This is a genomic window from Salinimicrobium sp. TIG7-5_MAKvit (assembly GCF_049569215.1).
GTDB lineage: Bacteria > Bacteroidota > Bacteroidia > Flavobacteriales > Flavobacteriaceae > Salinimicrobium > Salinimicrobium profundisediminis.
Map to the genome: position 1 here is coordinate 2,942,542 of NZ_CP145903.1, position 17,342 is coordinate 2,959,883.

The window sequence follows — 17,342 nt, forward strand, 5'->3', positions numbered from 1 at the left end:
ATCTGCGAAATCTGCGGGAAAAATTGATTTGAGAATTTGAAGATGTGTGGATTTGAAGATTTGGGAATGATTAATTCAAAGCCACGGATACTCGGATTACTTTTATTCTCTGCGGAAATCTGCGTGATCTGCGGGAAAATGAAATTTGACAATTCTGGAATTTGAATATTTTGGGTGATTTAGCGGCCTCTGCGAAAGTTCTTTGCGCGCTCTGCGAGAAATTTTATCTCACATCTCAAGAAGTAACCTCCACATTCTCCCCAATCTCAACCGTTGAACCTTCTGTAAAGATCACAGAATGCGGGGTTTGGGCATTGAGGATATTAAACGCAGGATCGAACTGTCGGGAGAAATCGACGTCAACGGCATATTCTTCTACAGTGTAAAGATGCCAGTCCACGTGATTAAACGTGTACTGGTAGGTCTTTTCCCCAGCTTTGATGTATCCAAACGAGCGATCTAGAAAAAATGCCACTTTGCTGTCCTTATCATATGGTGCAGCGAGGCGGTTACTTTTTACCCAAAAGTTTTGCTGTATACCTTTGTATTGCCAGGAATAATTCGCTTTGATATCGTCCTGTGTTTCCTCTACAGCACTACTTGTGGGAAGGGCTATATAGTTGGTTTTAAATAAAGTATTGGCCAATATTGCAGAGCCCGGTTGTTCTAAAATGCGATGGATGACCACCACTCCTTTTTGCCATTTTGCACCATCAAAACGCCTGACGTAGATCTGAAGATCAATCTCTTCAAAATCCTTCAAAAATGGCAATTTTATGTCGGCTACTTTTAGCTTTTTTACCTGGAAACCCACAAGGCTTATCATGCATAATCCGTTGTAGAGGTTGGATTTTGTGTGCTTTGGCAGGTATTTCTCCACTACTTCAGCAGGAATAGCGTAATTTATAAAGGCAACCTTCCGAAATTCAGAAGAAATATGCAGTTTCATGGTTTGTATTAATGGGTTTTACCCAAAAATATCGAAAGGATGAGAGGAAATTAGTCAGTTTGGGAAAAATTTAGAATTCCTGGAAAGGAAAATCCTTCAGCATAAAACTTTCAGAAAAGAGCTGAAGATTAAACAAAAATACCTTCCAAAAATGTCATTTTCAGAAGGTATTTTTACCAGTTAAAGATGATATATTCTTAGTCTATTTCAAATTCCAGCCTCATGGTCACTGAGGCTGTTTTCTTCTTATCGGCAGTGTTATAGGCGCCGCCCCAGGTGAAGCTTTCGCCACTGTTCTGGCCAATGATCTGGAAAACGCCAAGATCGGCACTGCGTAAAGATCCCAGTTCGCTACCGCTGTTTTGGGCAATTTTTTCGGCTCTAATGCGGGCATCTTCTGTGGCGGCCGAGATCATCTGGATCTTGAGGTCGCTCAATTTCGTGTAGTAGTATCGCGGCGGAGTGGAGTTGAACTGCACCCCTTTTTGGAGAAGTTCGGTGATCTCCCGTGATACTTTTTCGACCATAGGCACATCTGTAGACTCAATTTTTACGGTTTGCTGGAGTTGGTAGCCCTTAAAGATTTCTCCTACATAATTGCCATTCTGGTATTGTGCCTCTCTAAGTTCGGTAGTCTTTACCGAATTGAAGACGATATTCTTCTCGTCTATGCCTTTTGAAATGAGGTATTGTCTTACTGTTTCTTTGTCTGAATTGAGCCTTTCAAAAGCAGCCTGTAGCTCCATGCTGGTTTGAGAAAATGTCCCTTCCCACACAATAAGGTCTGAAGTGAAATCTTCACTTCCCGATCCGGTTACTGCGATGACTCCGGGGGGAGTGGCTCTTTTGAGATAAAAATTACCGGCAATGTAGGCGGCCAGTACTATGGCAACCGATACGAAGATGGGAGCAATGTATTTCATAGGGGGTAAACTGAACGATTTTAAGTTTAAAGATATAAAATAAGTCGGCACAGGGGTTAATTTTACCTCAAATTCCTATTTTTGCGCATGCACAACAACGTCCTTATCTTAGATTTTGGCTCTCAATACACACAATTGATTGCCCGCCGGGTTCGAGAACTCAATATTTACTGCGAGATTCACCCTTACAACAAAATTCCAGCTGATCTTTCCGGTTTTAAAGCTGTAATACTTTCGGGAAGTCCTTTTTCTGTTAGAGCAGAAGATGCGCCACACCCCGATCTCTCGAAGATTAGGAAGCAGCTTCCTGTTCTGGCCGTTTGTTATGGAGCGCAATATCTCGCTCATTTTAACGGCGGAAAGGTAGAAGCTTCAGAAATAAGAGAATACGGCCGTGCAAATCTTTCGGTGATCAAAGATGATGAAGCCTTGTTTGCCGATATTACTGAAAACTCACAGGTATGGATGAGCCACAGTGATACCATTAAGGAATTGCCTGAAAATGGCGTTAGGCTGGCAAGTACACCCGATGTATTAAATGCTGCCTACCGCATTGATGGGGAAGAAACTTACGCCATCCAGTTCCACCCCGAAGTTTATCACTCAACAGATGGAAAGCAACTGCTGGAAAACTTCCTTGTAAACATCGCAAAAGTTGAACAGGAATGGACTCCGGAAGCTTTTGTAGACATGACGGTAGCCGACCTTAAGAAACAAATAGGAGATGATAAAGTAGTGCTGGGGCTAAGTGGTGGCGTAGACTCTACAGTTGCCGCAGTGCTTCTTCACAAAGCAATAGGAAAAAACCTGTACTGCATCTTTGTCAATAATGGTTTGCTTAGAAAAAATGAATTTGAAAGCGTGCTTGACCAGTACAAGCACATGGGCCTTAACGTAAAAGGGGTTGATGCTTCGGCACGTTTTTTGGATGCTCTGGCAGGAATCTCAGACCCTGAAGGGAAGCGGAAGGCGATAGGCAAGACCTTTATTGATGTATTTGACGATGAGGCTCACCGCATAAAAGATGTGAAGTACCTGGCACAGGGAACCATTTATCCCGATGTTATTGAATCTGTCTCGGTGAACGGGCCTTCGGTGACCATCAAGTCTCACCACAATGTGGGCGGTTTACCTGCTTATATGAAGCTTAAGGTTGTGGAGCCGTTGAGAATGTTGTTCAAGGATGAGGTGAGAAGAGTAGGAGCAGAGCTGGAGATAGATAAGGAACTATTGGGAAGACATCCTTTTCCCGGCCCCGGCCTGGCGATTAGGATTCTTGGCGACATCACTCCCGAAAAAGTTCGTATTTTACAGGAGGTGGATGCCATTTTTGTGAATGGATTAAAAGAATGGGAGTTATATGACAAGGTTTGGCAGGCAGGAGCAATTCTTTTGCCGGTGAACTCGGTAGGAGTAATGGGAGATGAAAGAACCTATGAAAAAGTAGTTGCCCTGCGTGCAGTTGAATCTACCGATGGGATGACGGCCGACTGGGTCAATTTGCCTTATGATTTTTTACAAAAGACCTCCAATACAATAATTAACAGAGTTAAAGGCGTTAATAGGGTAGTGTACGACATAAGTTCTAAACCGCCTGCCACTATTGAGTGGGAATAAACAATGATCTATGAAAAAAATTGCAGTTCTTTTTCTCTTTTTGCAAATGTTCGCTGTTCAGGCTTTTGCACAAGAGTATAAATACCACATTGTAAAGAGAGGGGAAACAACAGCGGAAATTGCAAGGCAATACAATATTTCTGAAGAAACGCTCTTTAGGTACAACCCCGATGCCCGTCGCGGGATACAACCCGATGGGAAACTGGTAGTACCACTTAATAGCGGCAGGAATGAAGATATACAGACTTCAGCACAGGAAGATCAAAAATTTGTGACTCATCGCGTGAAGCGGAAAGAGACACTTTTTAGTCTTTCACAGGAGTATAATGTGAGTATTGAAGACATTAAAAGATTCAATAAACATCTTTATTCCGAAGAACTTCGCAGGGGAGAAAAGATCAGGATTCCTAAAAGTATACCTGCCGCGGTAGCGCAGAATCCCGACCCTTCGCCCTCGCCTTCAAATATTTTTGATCTAAGCGTGAAGGAGCACGTGGTGCTTCCGCAGGAAACCCTTTACGGGATTTCCAGAAAATACAACATTACCATTGCCGATTTACAAAGGCTTAACCCCAACATGCAGAACCTGCAGCCGGGGATGGTGATCACGGTGAGGAATGGAAATGTGGAGAAGGTAGTTGATGTAGACGGTAAACTTTTCAAGTACTACCAGGTACAGCCGCAGGAGACCATTTTTAGTCTTACCCGTCGCTTCGGAATTAGTCGTGATTCATTGGTGTCTCTAAACCCGGCACTTGCCGACGGATTAAAATCGGGCATGGTGCTTAAAATTCCAAATATTAAGCTTGCTGAAGGTGTAGGTGAATATGAGGCTGAAGAATACGTAAACCTGGAGCGTAAGATCAATAATTATAAAACAAAGAACCTGGTGGTGATGTTGCCCTTCAACAAGAATAAACTTGTAGTAACCGACACATCTGATAATTATGCCGAAAGAATTAAGAAAGACCAGGTGATGCAATTGTCTCTCGATTTCTACACCGGAGTTTTAATGGCAGTAGATTCGGTTAAGACTTTGGGAATCTCTACAGATCTTACTGTATTAGATACCGAGCAAAATCCCGGAAAGGTTAATTTGCTGCTCAACACCCAAAATTTTGATAACGTTGATGCTGTGATTGGGCCACTTTTACAGTCTACCGTAGAAACTGCCGCAAGAGGCCTGGAACGTAGGAATATTCCTGTGGTTTCCCCTCTTTCAAAAAATCAAATTACCGCTCTCGATAATTACCTGCAAACCCGTCCTACAGATGAGATGCTTCGTGAAGCGATGATCTCATTTATTTCAGAAAATTCTGCGGGTAAGAACCTTGTGATCATTGCCGACGGGAGCGCAGCCGAGAACAGGAGACGGCTTTCTGCTGCTTTTCCCGCTGCCAGGTTGGTAACGCCCTCAGAAGGTGGTTCCATCAATCAGGCGCAGGTTGCAGGAGCCCTCGATAAAACCCGTCCTAACTGGATCATCCTGGAGTCGAGCAAGATTGGAGTATTGAGCAATGCTACCTCATACCTCAATTCTATTGCCGATGCATACAAGATCACGCTGTTGACAACCGACAGGAATAAGTCTTTTGAAAGTGATAATATTTCCAATAGTCATTTAGGAAAACTCAATTTCCATTACCCTTCTGTTGATCGTAATTTTGATCCTGAAAAGAACCGGGCTTTTATTGAGAAATATGTCGAAAAGTATGGTGTGGTGCCAAATGCTGCTGCAGTAAGAGGTTTTGATGTGACTTATGATGTTCTGTTAAGGCTGGCTTCGGCAGAAAATCTCTATGAGTCGTTAAAGACAGACAGCACTACCCAGTATGTAGAAAATAAATTCAGTTATGGAATACGTCCCGATGGCGGTTATATCAATAACTCGGTTTATATCTTATCCTACGGAAGGGATCTCAATTTAAAAGTAGTTAGATAATGACTTCAAAAGTGACTTATCTGGGCGATCTAAGAACCCAGTGTGAACATTTACAAAGCAGTAATACTTTTATTACAGATGCGCCCGTAGACAATGAGGGAAGGGGAGAGGCTTTTTCTCCCACCGATACGGTTGCCACAGCCCTGGGAAGCTGTATGATGACCATTATTGGTATTAAGGCCAGAGATCTGGGTATTAATGTGGAAGGGACCACTGCCGGTATCACAAAAACTATGGCTGCAGATCCAAGAAGGATTTCAGGCATAAAAGTTGAACTTAGCTTTCCGGCTTCCTATGATGAGAAAAACAGGAAGATCCTGGAGCGCGCAGCAAAGACATGTCCGGTGCTGTATAGCCTGCATCCCGATATCGTTCTGGACATTAGTTTCCACTATGAAAATACCATTTCTAAGTAGCCTTTTAATTCTGTTAGCCTCTTTAGGAGCGCAGGCCCAGGTGCCGGAAGAAAAGATAGGATGGGAGGAAAATGCTCTCACCTGGGAGAATTTTCAGGCCGCACCAGATCCTAACAGCCCTTTTTCTGCAAATACCAGTTCGGGCATCTCATACTCCTGGTCGCTTAAAACTTCTGTTTTAGGTAAAGAATATCAATTTGAAGTAGAATCTTTTTTCAATCCGCAGAGATCGTGGGTAAAAGACAGTAATTCTGTCCACCTGCTGGCTCATGAGCAGCTGCACTTTGATATCACAGAATTGCACGCAAGAAAGCTTCGGAAAGCGATGGTGGAATTTGATTTCAAAAAAAGCAGGGAGGTAAAATCTTCTTTGCAGGAGATCTATAAAAATGTTGAAAAGGAGCGGGCACTCATGCAGCAAAAATTTGACAGAGAGACAGGACACAGTATGAATAAAGAAGCCCAGGTCAAGTGGCAAATATTGGTTAATGAAGAATTGAAAAAGCTGGAAGAATTCTCTTCTTAAAAGCTCGCGACTTCGGCTTTGGCTGCTTCAAATTCTTTGAGCATATCCTGAATAATTTCGGCTGCAGGTTTGATGTCGTGAATCAATCCCGAAATCTGCCCTATTTCCAGTTTCCCTTCCTCTAGATCTCCTTCAAACATGCCTTTTTTGGCTCTTGCACGTCCCAGCAGTTCAATGAGTTGATCTTTTGTAGGGCTTGTAGCATAAAGCTCGGTTACCTGCTCAAAAAAGCGGTTTTTCAATAGCCTTACAGGAGCGAGTTCTTTTAGAGTAAGCACAGTATCTCCTTCTTTGGCCTGTACCACCATTTCCTTGAAGTTTGGATGAGACGAAGCTTCATTGCAGGCAACAAACCTGCTGCCCACCTGCACGGCATCGGCTCCCAAAACCATCGCAGCCAGCATTCCGCGGCCGGTGGCAATACCTCCTGCGGCTATAAGCGGAATTTTGATTTGTTCCCTAACCATGGGAATTAAGGTAAAAGTGGTAGTCTCATCCCTGCCATTGTGGCCTCCGGCTTCAAAACCTTCAGCTACCACTGCATCTACACCGGCGGCTTCAGCTTTAAGGGCAAATTTCACGCTGCTTACCACATGAACTACTTTGATTCCTTTTTCCTGTAAATAGGGCGTCCAGGTCTTCGGGTTTCCGGCAGAGGTAAAGACGATTTTTACTCCTTCTTCAATGATGATCTCCATGATCTGTTCCAGGTTGGGGTAGAGCATGGGAACATTAACGGCAAAAGGAAAGGAGGTCGCTTTTTGATATTTTTGGATGTGCTCCCTAAGAACTTCAGGATACATAGAGCCTGCACCAATAATTCCCAGTCCTCCTTCATTGCTCACGGCGCTGGCAAGTTTCCATCCGCTGGCCCAAATCATTCCGGCCTGTATTATGGGATATTTTATGTCAAAGAGTTGGGTGATCCTGTTGTTGGTCATAATTGGCGGGTATAGTCCCTGTCGTGAAGCCACGACAGGGTTAAAAAGTTCTTTTGCGAAGTTAAGAAATTACTCCAGAACCTATTAGTTCATCTTCCCGGTACCAGGCCACAAACTGGCCTTCGGTAATAGAAGGTTGTGCTTTGTCAAAAATAATATAGAGGCCGTGCTCTGTTTGGTAAAGCCTTGCCTCCTGAAGTTCCTGCCGGTAACGAATTCTGGCTTTTACGGGCATTTCTTCATCTGTCTCCAGTTTTAAATCGGGCCGCACCCAGTGTATCTCATCGGGAGAAATAAAGAGGCCACGACGGTAAATTCCGGGGTGATCTTTTCCCTGTCCGGTGTAAATCACGTTTTCTTTCACATCGGTTTCAATTACGAAAAGAGGTTCGGGGGTACCACCCACGGCAAGACCTTTTCGTTGCCCCTTGGTAAAATAATGAGCCCCCTGGTGACGCCCCACTTTTTTACCTTCGGAAGGCTGATATGAATATTTACGGGACATGAATTGTAGCTCTTCCAGTTTATTCTGAAATTCTTTGGTTTCAGACTGAAATTTTTCTTCTGAAGCAGGAATTTCTACGATGTCACCTTCTTTAGGTTGCAACTTCTGCTGAAGGAATTCCGGAAGTCTCACTTTCCCGATAAAACAAAGTCCTTGTGAGTCCTTTTTTTCAGCAGTAACAAGATCCTGTTCCGCAGCAATTTTTCGTACTTCACTTTTTTGAAGTTCTCCTATAGGGAACAGCGTTTTTGCAAGTTGCTCCTGTGAAAGCTGACAAAGAAAATATGATTGATCTTTGTTCTTATCTTTTCCCGCAAGCAGTTGAAAAGCTGTTTCACCATCAACCTGTGTTTCTCCCTTGCGACAATAGTGACCTGTTGCAACATAATCGGCACCCAGAGAAAGGGCGATCTTCATGAAGACGTCAAACTTAATTTCCCGGTTACAAAGTACATCAGGATTTGGCGTGCGGCCACGTTCATATTCGTTGAACATGTAATCTACGATACGTTCTTTGTATTCGGCGCTAAGGTCTACGGTTTGAAACGGAATTCCGAGTTTATCGGCTACCAGCATGGCATCGTTTGAATCGTCCAGCCACGGGCATTCCTTGGAAATTGTTACCCCTTCATCATGCCAGTTCTTCATGAACAAGCCAATAACTTCATAGCCCTGCTCTTTTAACAGATAGGCTGCAACACTTGAATCTACACCGCCAGATAAACCTACAACTACTCTTTTCATAATCTTTCTTTCCCCTTTTTAAAGGTCTTGAATTAAGCTGCAAAAATACAGAAAATTTGCCACTTTTGGAGAGTAGAAAGAGAGCAGCCCTGACCGAACTGAAAGAACGGGCAGGGCTGCTTTTTATGTTGTTTTGGCTGTAGGCCGTCTATAGCTGCCTGTCAAAGGATAAGACAGCATTCACCTTCACCTCAGATATGTTGGTGGTAAAGGTGAAGCTATCAGAACCATCAAAGTCAATAGTGCCATTTACTGCCTGAAGATTCGGAATGTAGATGGTGTAATTGTTATCAGACTTTTTTTCCCAGGCACCTTCGCTGTCTTCCAGAACACAGTCATTGTTGGCTGCATAAAGTTCCCAGCTTGCTGTTCCATTAGCCGTAAAAGTGATAGTAGAAGGTTGAGGGCATTGCAGGTCAATTACCGGTGGACTTACAGCGGTAAGAACCCAGGTGTCTACAATACTGGTTTGTGTTGGTGCTGCATCATCGTCATCACTACAAGAAGTGAAGCTGAAAATTCCTAGCATAAAGAATAAGATTAAAAACTTTTTCATAAGGTTCATTTTTTAGGGTTTTGGTAAATATATTAAATCTATAAATGTTGAGGATTGCTTAAAAATCTTTTTCTTCTTTAAGTTTTCCGTTTTCGTAGTATCTCCAGGTGCCGTGGTGTTTGTCGTTTTCATAAATCCCCTCGCTTACAAGCTCACCTTTGCCGTTGTAGATCTTTGCAGGGCCGTGAAGTTTACCGGCTTTATAGAGCAGGTCTTCAAGAACAACGCCTTTAACAGAATATAATTTTCGGGAGCCATCCAGTTGTCCTTTATTATATGTGGCTTCTTCGGCAAGTTGACCATTATCGTAATAGATTTTCTTCTGCCCGTGTAATTCCCCGTTCACATATTGTTCTGTCATCATCACATCATCAGAATCTTTGTGGTAGTAGGTCCAGGTACCGGTGCGCTGTTGACCTGTAAATTCGCCCTCACTTATTGTACTTCCATCCTGCGCCAGGTATTTTGCTGCTACCTTTTCAGCATTAGGGTCAAAATTCATTACGGCAACAGGATGTTTAAGTCCTTCCTGATAAAATTTAAACAATCCGGTTCTTTTTCCATGTTCATATCTGCCCTCAAATTTTGGATGGGACTGGTTATTGTCATAATATTCTATCCACTCACCATTCTTCTCTCCTTTATTATCATAGGCGTTGGGCGAGGTTTGAGCCATAGCAGGGGAGGTCAATAAAAGTATTAAGTATAAGGCGCTGAATGATTTAAATATTGCTGACATATTTTTGTTTAAAAAAAATTAACTAAACTCAAACATTATTGTTTGTTCTTTTACTTTAGATTTGAATTGTAACTTAAAATAAACTACAAATGAAAGATTTATTAAACTTAAAAAAAATAGCGGCGGGCCTATTTTTTGTATTGGCTTTTACAGCCTGTAGCGATGATGACGATGACACTGCCATTCCGGTTGTGGAGACTAACACTATAGCCGACTTTGTTGCGTCTAATGACAATTATTCTTCGCTTGCAGCGGCACTCGAAGTTGCCGGTCTTACTGCAACGCTAGATGGAACACAAAATTATACGGTATTTGCACCCGATAATGATGCATTTGCTGCTTTTCTCTCAGACAACGGATTCTCTACCCTTGCTGATGTTCCTGTAGACCTGCTTACCCAGGTATTGCTCAACCATGTACAAATGGGGGAAATTATGGCAGCCGATCTTTCTACAGGTTATATTGAAAGTATGGCTACCGGAAGTGCTTCCGAAGAAAACCTTTCTATGTATATAAGTACAGCAGATGGGGTAATGATCAACGGGGTAGCCACTGTGACTGCAGCCGACATTGAGGTAGATAACGGAATTATACATGCAGTAGATGAAGTGATTGGCTTGCCAAGCGTTGTTACTTTTGCGCTTGCCGATCCTACTTTTAATAGCTTAGTGGCAGCACTTACCAGGGAAGATGATTTTACTTTCGTATCTACTCTTATGGAAACCGGTTCACCCGCGCCATTTACAGTATTTGCGCCTACCAATGAAGCTTTTGCTGCTTTGCTTGGAGAGCTGGAATTGAACTCTTTAAGTCATATACCTGAAGATGTTTTGGCGTCGGTATTGAGCTATCACGTAGTGGCCGGGGCAAACGTAAGATCATCGGCCCTTACAGATGATATGGAAGTTTCTACGCTGCTGGGGCAGTCATTCACTATAGACCTTGATAATGGGGCAGTGATCACTGATGCCAGTGGAAGAACAGCAAATATTATAGTTGTAGATGTACAGGCTAATAACGGGGTTGTTCATGTTCTTGATACTTTTTTGTTACCTGCTATGTAATTGATTGTTTTGGTGGTTGGTTAAATGTAGAAGAGCCCGGGAAATTCCCGGGCTCTTCTTTTTTTTATTGGTAAATAAACGCTGTTATTTCTTTCCTTTCTTTTGTTGTTCTGCCTGCTCCATCATCTCCTGCATCTTGCGGGCAAATTTACCCTGTTTCTTAGGCTTCTTCTTGTTCTCCTGGATTTGTGCGTGAATCTTGTCTTCATCAATAATGAAGTTTTTGATCACCAGCATGATTCCAATAGTAATAAGGTTTGAAGTCAAATAGTACAGTGAAAGTCCACTTGCGTAGTTGTTAAAGAAGATCAACATAAAGAGCGGGGAAAGGTACATGATGAACTTCATGTTAGGCATTCCCGGCTGTTGCGTATTCTGCATTGTTTGCCCGGTGGTCATCATCATATAGATAAAGATGGCAATAGAGGCGAGAATTGGAAACAAACTCACGTGATCTCCGTAGAAAGGTATATAAAAAGGAAGCTCTGCAATCTTATCATAACTTGAAAGATCATCTGCCCAAAGGAAGCCTTTTTGCCTTAACTGGAAAGCACTGGGGAAGAACATGAAGAGCGCGTAGAATACCGGCAGCTGCATTAAGGCAGGAAGACAACCACTCATGGGGCTGGCGCCGGCTTTACTGTACAGTTTCATAGTTTCCTGCTGCTTCTTCATTGGGTTGTCCTTGTACTTCTCGTTGAGCTCGTTGATCTCAGGTCTTAAAACCTTCATCTTTGCCTGTGACAGGTACTGCTTGTATTGAACAGGGGAGAGCACAAGTTTAATTGCAATAGTCATTACAATAATGGCTATCCCATACCCCATGTAATTGGTAATAAAGGCAAAGAAAGGAATGAATAAATACCTGTTGATCCAGCCAAAGATTCCCCATCCAAGGGGCATTATTTCGTCAAGGTTCCTGTCGTAATCATTTAGGATCTTGTAATCACTGGGGCCATAATACCAGTTCATGTTGTAATTAAGCTCCCCGCCGTTAAGCTGTAACGGCATGGTAGAAGCAAAGGCCTTGGTGTATAATGTATCTACTTCTTCATCTTCCACAAGGTTTTCTGCCTTAAATGTTCCGGTTTCAAAAGGAGTGTCGGTAAGTAGTATAGATGTAAAGAAATGCTGTTTATAAGCGACATAAGAAATATCCTTTTCTTCATCTTCCCCGTCATTCACTTCATCATCGTTACCGCCATCATACTCATATACAAGTTTGGTGTACCGGTTTTCATAAGTGATACTTTTTGCATGCCTGTAGCCTTTGAGTTTCCAATCGAGAACTATAGGTGCCGAAGAGTTTAGAACGTCATTTAAACCTTGTGATCTAACCGTAAAGTCTATCATGTACTCGCCAGGCTTCAGCACGTAACGATATTCAAGAAATTCTTCAGGAGAAACCTTAAGTTTCATTGAAACAATGGTGTTTTCTCCATTTTTGGTTACAGTCGGCTCAAAGTAAAGATCTTTTGTATTAAGTACCCGGCCATCTACAGTTGAAAAACTGAGGTTAAAAGATGCATTATCATCTTTTATAAGGTAGACAGGAATAGAATCAAAGGTCTTGTAATTCTTCATTCTTGCTTCGGAAAGGTATCCGCCTTTGTTTGAAAAATTCAAAGCAAGAACATCGTTTTCAACTGAAGTAGTATTCTCTGAAGCTGAAGGTAAAGTAGCTGAATATCCAAATGCACCCAACCTGGCTGCTGCCCGGGCTACCGCTGCCGAATCTGTCTCCTGTACTGCATCATCGTACTGCGGCACTTCTTGCTGTGCATCGGGAGTGACTACAACTTCATCATTTGCCGGTTCTTCCACAACTTCGGGAGCCGAAGGATTCATGTACAACATCCATAACAGGATTCCCCCAATGAGAAGGAATCCTATTAAAGAATTAATATCTAATTTTTTTTCTTCCATTATAAAAATTAATAAACGCGGATCTTTCCGCTGTCATTGCCAGTCAAAATTGTGACCAAAAAAGGCTATTGTGCCAGGCTGGCATTATTTTTTTTCTGTGAGTATTCTTTTGCAGCTTTAATAAAAGCTATAAAAAGAGGGTGCGGGTTCGCAACCGTACTTTTATATTCGGGGTGATATTGCACCCCAACAAACCATGGGTGGTCTTCTATTTCTACAATCTCTACCAGGTTCGTTTTTGGGTTTACTCCGGTGCTTTTAAGTCCGTGAGATTCCATTTGGGTGGTGTATTGATTGTTGTATTCGTAGCGGTGGCGGTGTCTTTCAAAGATCTGGTTAGTGCCGTAAACTTCTTTGGCAGTTGAATCATCTTTTACGGTACATTCCCACGAGCCTAACCTCATGGTACCACCAAGGTGCGTAATTTCCTTTTGCTCCTTCATAAGGTCAATCACCGGGTGAGGTGTGTTAGGATCCATCTCTGTAGAATTTGCCTTTTTAAGTTGTAGTACATTTCGGGCAAACTCAATTACTGCCATTTGCATCCCAAGACAAATACCCAAAAAGGGCAATTTGTGCTCTCTTGCAAAACGCACGGCATCAATCTTTCCTTCAACTCCGCGCTCTCCAAATCCGGGGGCAACTAAAATTCCGTCGAGGTGTGAGATCTTGTTCTGTATAGTGCTTTGGTTGATAAATTCAGAATGAATGCTTTCTACTTTTACCTTCACTTCATTTGCAGCACCGGCGTGAATAAAAGCTTCCAGAATAGATTTATAAGAATCCTGAAGTTCAACATATTTACCAATCAGGCCAATGGTCACTTCATGTTTTGGATTCTTGTGACGCTTTAAAAATTCATTCCACTGCGTAAGGTTTGGTGTGGTGTCATCGGGAAGGTTCAGTTTCTTTAAAGTCACCGTATCCAGGCCTTCCTGCAGCATCATATTTGGCACATCATAAATGGTAGAAGCATCTATAGATTGTATAACAGCTTCCTGTTTTACGTTGCAAAAAAGTGCCAGTTTACGCCTTATGTCGTCAGAGAGTTCGTGTTCGGTACGGCATACCAGGATATCGGCTCTAAGTCCGCTTTCCATGAGCGTCTTCACGCTGTGTTGGGTAGGTTTCGTCTTAAGTTCGCCAGCTGCCGAGAGAAAGGGAACCAGCGTAAGGTGAATTACCAGCGCATTGTCATCTCCTAATTCCCACTTTAACTGCCTCACCGCCTCAATGTACGGCAGGGATTCAATATCCCCCACAGTACCGCCAATCTCGGTGATCACAATATCATACTCGTGGTTCTTGCCAAGTAGCTGTACCCGCTCCTTAATCTCATTGGTGATGTGCGGAATAACCTGTACGGTTTTCCCCAAAAAATCCCCGCGGCGCTCTTTTTCAATTACGCTTTGGTAGATGCGGCCGGTGGTAACATTATTGGCCTGGGAGGTGTTCACGTTTAGAAAACGTTCATAATGCCCCAGGTCGAGATCGGTTTCTGCCCCGTCTTCAGTGACATAGCATTCACCGTGTTCATAAGGATTTAACGTACCGGGGTCAACGTTGATGTAAGGATCCAGTTTCTGAATAGTGGTCTTGTATCCACGCGCTTGCAGTAATTTTGCCAGGGAAGCAGCAATTATGCCTTTTCCAAGCGAAGAGGAAACGCCGCCGGTGACAAAGATATACTTGGTTTCAGCCATTGTAGAGAGATGTTTGTGCGTCTTTTTATTCAGGGCGCTAAATTACAAAGAAGAAAAGAAAAAGAAACCATTTGCAGGAGAATATGTTAGCAAAACTTTAAGGAATGAAATCCTAGCAAAATACCGGCAAAACTGCGCTATCTCGGGTATTTTCTCCTAATAGTCCGCAGGATATCTTCCATGCCGTTCACTTTAAGATCAAGCACCTGCTGTAGTTGATCTCCGGTTTTTCCCTTCGGAAATCCCTGTTGTCTGAACCAGACCAGATAAAATTCCGGTAGTTCTGAAAGATATCGGCCTTTATATTTGCCAAAATGCATCTTCGCATGAGCGAGATCGAGAAGGGCTTTATAATCTGGTTTAAGATCCATGCCGCTAAGGTCTCAAAAATGGCAAAATTGAGGAGGATTTTTTCCGAAGTATCTCTGAAGAATTCAGCCTGGCACCAGATCCTTTGAAAGGTTAAAATCTTGGTAATTCCGCCAGTGTTTTCTGGCAAATAATGAACTTTTGAGTAATTTCAGCCAAAAAGAAATCAATGGCAGTAATAGGATCAATAATAAAAGGACTAATCCAGGTAACCGATGCAGTTTCTTCGGAACCCAAACCTCATGAAGCGCAGGCCGAAGTCTTGAAAAACCTGCTGAAAAAGGCAAAAAATACTGCTTTTGGTCTACATTATAATTTTGAAGAACTTTTAGAAGCAGATGACATAAAGGCAGAATTTGCCAGCCGAATTCCCATTTTTGACTACAATAAGATCAATGATGAGTGGTGGAGCAAAATGCACGAGGGGGAAGAAAATGTTACCTGGCCCGGCAAACCTCCATATTTTGCGCTTAGTTCGGGTACTACGGGTAAATCGAGCAAGAGAATTCCCGTTACCGATGATATGGTAGAGGCGATTCGCCAAACCGGGATCAAACAGGTGGCTTCTTTGGCGAATTACGACCTGCCTTCCGATTTTTTTCAGAAGGAGATTATGATGCTTGGCAGTTCTACCGATCTTAAGCAGGTTGAAGACCACGAAGAAGGAGAGATAAGCGGGATTAGTGCCAGCAATATCCCTTTTTGGTTCCGTAATTTTTACAAACCCGGGGTGGAGATTTCCCAAATTGAAGACTGGGATGAGCGGGTACTGCAAATCGCAAAAGAGGCCAAAAACTGGGATATAGGCGCCCTCACCGGAATCCCGTCATGGACAGAGCTTATGCTCAAAAAGATCATTGAATATCACAATGCTTCCAATATTCATGAAATCTGGCCAAATCTTATGGTGTATTCAACGGGGGGAGTTGCCTTTGAACCATATGAAAAAGCTTTTGATAAACTTGTTTCCCATCCGCTGGTGGTGATAGATACTTACCTGGCTTCCGAAGGATTTATGGCTTTTCAGTCACGGCCCGAAACCCGATCAATGCAGCTGGTTGTTGACAATGGGATATATTTCGAATTTGTGCCTTTTAAGCCTGAATATATTGGAGAAGACGGCGCTGTAACCCCCGATGCCCCTGTGCTGCCACTGGAAAAGGTAGAGCCCGAAAAAGATTATGTACTGTTAATTAGTACGGTCTCGGGAGCCTGGAGATATGTCATTGGCGATACCATAAAATTCACCGACGTAGACCGGCTGGAGATAAGGATCACGGGGAGAACAAAATTTTTTCTGAATGTGGTAGGTTCTCAGCTATCGGTCAATAAAATGAATGATGCCATTAAAGAAATGGAACAAAAATTCAATATTACCATCCCCGAGTTTACTGTGGCCGCGATTAAAAAAGACGGGGAATACATCCATAAATGGTACCTGGGAACAGAAGCTGATATCAATAACGAAGAACTGGCAGCAGCCCTCGATAAAGCCCTTCAGGAAGCCAATAAAAACTATGGTGTGGCCCGCAGTAAAGCTTTAAAAGGGGTGGAGGTCGTGAAAACTTCTCCCGATACGTTTACCTCGTGGAGCGCGGCCAATAAAAAGAAAGGTGGCCAGGTAAAAATGGAAAAGGTGATGAATGAAGAAAAATTCACAGAATGGGAAGAGTTCGTCAATAAACAATAAACAATATTCAATAATCAATAATCCTTACTCCTTTAAGAGTTCTTCCTGTGTTTCTTCCGGTTCTTCTTCCAGTTTATTTACCAGCACCAGGATCTCTTCGGGCGAGAGGTAGAGGCGGGCGATTCTTTCCTTGTAAGTATCAGATAAATGAGAGTTGTTCAGGATAAAATTTTTGGTAGCGAGTATATATTCACTCATTCCGGCATTTACAGCGTAGGTATCGGCAGCACGTTCGGCCCGTTTAATGTAATTTTCCGAAGTGATATACCTGAATCCAAATATAATAAGGCCCATAGCCGATTTGTCCCGATAGTCCATAACATGCCCCAGTTCATGGCCCAGCCAGCCAATTAAAACTTCTGAAGGTACATCGGACATTGTGAATTCTTCTTTTTCAATCAAAAATCTACTGCTGATGAAAATGTTATAAGACCGGTCATTTTTCCCCTTGAACAAATTCGATTTGTTGGGCTGGGCCTGCATGAAAGATTTCTTGATGTCTTTCTTGTACTTAAAATCAATTTCTACATCCTTGAGTTCAGGGTAGTAGGAGAGAGCCACTTTGGCCTCGTGTAGTAGACTTTCGGGAATGAATTTATTGCCCTGGTAAACGATTTTTTTTTCTTCCATGTCTTTTTTTGCAGCACAGCTCCAGTATCCTCCCAGCAACGGCAGCAGGAATAGTATCGCGAACATTTTTTTGAGGGATCTGTGCATTAATTTTTTTTAATC

At 42.7% G+C, this 17,342-nt stretch carries 16 protein-coding genes; 6 read left to right on the plus strand and 10 right to left on the minus strand.

What is annotated here, in order from left to right; all coding sequences use genetic code 11:
* Positions 1-235 precede the first annotated feature (235 nt).
* The gene (locus V5739_RS13260; RefSeq protein WP_423818545.1) at positions 236-949 is read right to left on the minus strand and encodes a DUF2071 domain-containing protein; all 714 of its coding nucleotides are present in this window, start codon (positions 947-949) and stop codon (positions 236-238) included.
* 197 nt (positions 950-1,146) lie between these two features.
* Positions 1,147-1,872 (minus strand): SIMPL domain-containing protein, encoded by a 726-nt coding sequence (locus tag V5739_RS13265; protein WP_423818546.1) that lies wholly within the window; start codon positions 1,870-1,872, stop codon positions 1,147-1,149.
* An 87-nt stretch (positions 1,873-1,959) separates the two neighbouring features.
* Between V5739_RS13265 and guaA the strand changes: the two genes are divergently transcribed.
* Genes guaA through V5739_RS13285 form a run of 4 tightly spaced genes read left to right on the plus strand, consistent with a single transcriptional unit; the run spans position 1,960 to position 6,373 of the window.
* Positions 1,960-3,489 carry a glutamine-hydrolyzing GMP synthase gene (gene guaA / locus V5739_RS13270; RefSeq protein WP_423818547.1) on the plus strand — a complete coding sequence of 510 codons (1,530 nt, stop codon included), beginning with the start codon at positions 1,960-1,962 and terminating at the stop codon, positions 3,487-3,489.
* 10 nt (positions 3,490-3,499) lie between these two features.
* The gene (locus V5739_RS13275) at positions 3,500-5,431 is read left to right on the plus strand and encodes a LysM peptidoglycan-binding domain-containing protein (RefSeq protein WP_423818548.1); all 1,932 of its coding nucleotides are present in this window, start codon (positions 3,500-3,502) and stop codon (positions 5,429-5,431) included.
* Positions 5,431-5,847 carry an OsmC family protein gene (locus V5739_RS13280; RefSeq protein ID WP_266070327.1) on the plus strand — a complete coding sequence of 139 codons (417 nt, stop codon included), beginning with the start codon at positions 5,431-5,433 and terminating at the stop codon, positions 5,845-5,847. The genes V5739_RS13275 and V5739_RS13280 overlap by 1 nt, the downstream gene beginning before the upstream one ends.
* Complete coding sequence (locus V5739_RS13285) at positions 5,825-6,373, plus strand: DUF922 domain-containing protein (RefSeq protein ID WP_423818549.1); 549 nt, start codon at positions 5,825-5,827, stop codon at positions 6,371-6,373. The genes V5739_RS13280 and V5739_RS13285 overlap by 23 nt, the downstream gene beginning before the upstream one ends.
* Here V5739_RS13285 and V5739_RS13290 read toward each other — a convergent pair.
* The 4 genes from V5739_RS13290 to V5739_RS13305 all read right to left on the minus strand — a co-directional run bounded on the left by V5739_RS13290 (position 6,370) and on the right by V5739_RS13305 (position 9,858).
* Complete coding sequence (locus V5739_RS13290; protein ID WP_423820484.1) at positions 6,370-7,314, minus strand: NAD(P)H-dependent flavin oxidoreductase; 945 nt, start codon at positions 7,312-7,314, stop codon at positions 6,370-6,372. The genes V5739_RS13285 and V5739_RS13290 overlap by 4 nt on opposite strands.
* A 61-nt stretch (positions 7,315-7,375) precedes the next feature.
* A complete protein-coding gene (gene mnmA, locus V5739_RS13295) occupies positions 7,376-8,563 on the minus strand; it encodes a tRNA 2-thiouridine(34) synthase MnmA (protein WP_423818550.1) in 1,188 nt (395 codons plus the stop codon).
* A gap of 148 nt (positions 8,564-8,711) precedes the next feature.
* Positions 8,712-9,119, minus strand: coding sequence for a hypothetical protein (locus V5739_RS13300; protein ID WP_423818551.1), 408 nt, complete (start codon positions 9,117-9,119; stop codon positions 8,712-8,714).
* Positions 9,120-9,177: 58 nt separating this feature from the next.
* On the minus strand, positions 9,178-9,858 hold the full coding sequence (locus tag V5739_RS13305) for a toxin-antitoxin system YwqK family antitoxin (RefSeq protein WP_423818552.1): 681 nt from the start codon (positions 9,856-9,858) through the stop codon (positions 9,178-9,180).
* 89 nt (positions 9,859-9,947) lie between these two features.
* Here V5739_RS13305 and V5739_RS13310 point away from each other — a divergent pair, with 89 nt between their 5' ends.
* The gene (locus tag V5739_RS13310) at positions 9,948-10,922 is read left to right on the plus strand and encodes a fasciclin domain-containing protein (protein ID WP_423818553.1); all 975 of its coding nucleotides are present in this window, start codon (positions 9,948-9,950) and stop codon (positions 10,920-10,922) included.
* Between the two features lie 84 nt (positions 10,923-11,006).
* Here V5739_RS13310 and yidC read toward each other — a convergent pair whose 3' ends face one another.
* The 3 genes from yidC to V5739_RS13325 form a co-directional block, all read right to left on the minus strand.
* Positions 11,007-12,848 carry a membrane protein insertase YidC gene (yidC, locus tag V5739_RS13315; RefSeq protein ID WP_423818554.1) on the minus strand — a complete coding sequence of 614 codons (1,842 nt, stop codon included), beginning with the start codon at positions 12,846-12,848 and terminating at the stop codon, positions 11,007-11,009.
* 65 nt (positions 12,849-12,913) lie between these two features.
* Positions 12,914-14,551 (minus strand): CTP synthase, encoded by a 1,638-nt coding sequence (locus tag V5739_RS13320; RefSeq protein WP_423818555.1) that lies wholly within the window; start codon positions 14,549-14,551, stop codon positions 12,914-12,916.
* Between the two features lie 137 nt (positions 14,552-14,688).
* Complete coding sequence (locus V5739_RS13325; protein ID WP_266070319.1) at positions 14,689-14,922, minus strand: DUF3820 family protein; 234 nt, start codon at positions 14,920-14,922, stop codon at positions 14,689-14,691.
* 167 nt (positions 14,923-15,089) lie between these two features.
* On the opposite strand from V5739_RS13325, the gene V5739_RS13330 reads away from it, so the two are divergent.
* Complete coding sequence (locus tag V5739_RS13330; protein WP_423818556.1) at positions 15,090-16,610, plus strand: GH3 family domain-containing protein; 1,521 nt, start codon at positions 15,090-15,092, stop codon at positions 16,608-16,610.
* Between the two features lie 24 nt (positions 16,611-16,634).
* On the opposite strand, the gene V5739_RS13335 is transcribed toward V5739_RS13330, so the two are convergent.
* Entirely contained in the window at positions 16,635-17,327 is a 693-nt protein-coding gene (locus tag V5739_RS13335; RefSeq protein ID WP_423818557.1) for a hypothetical protein, read from the minus strand.
* Between the last annotated feature and the right edge of the window lie 15 nt (positions 17,328-17,342).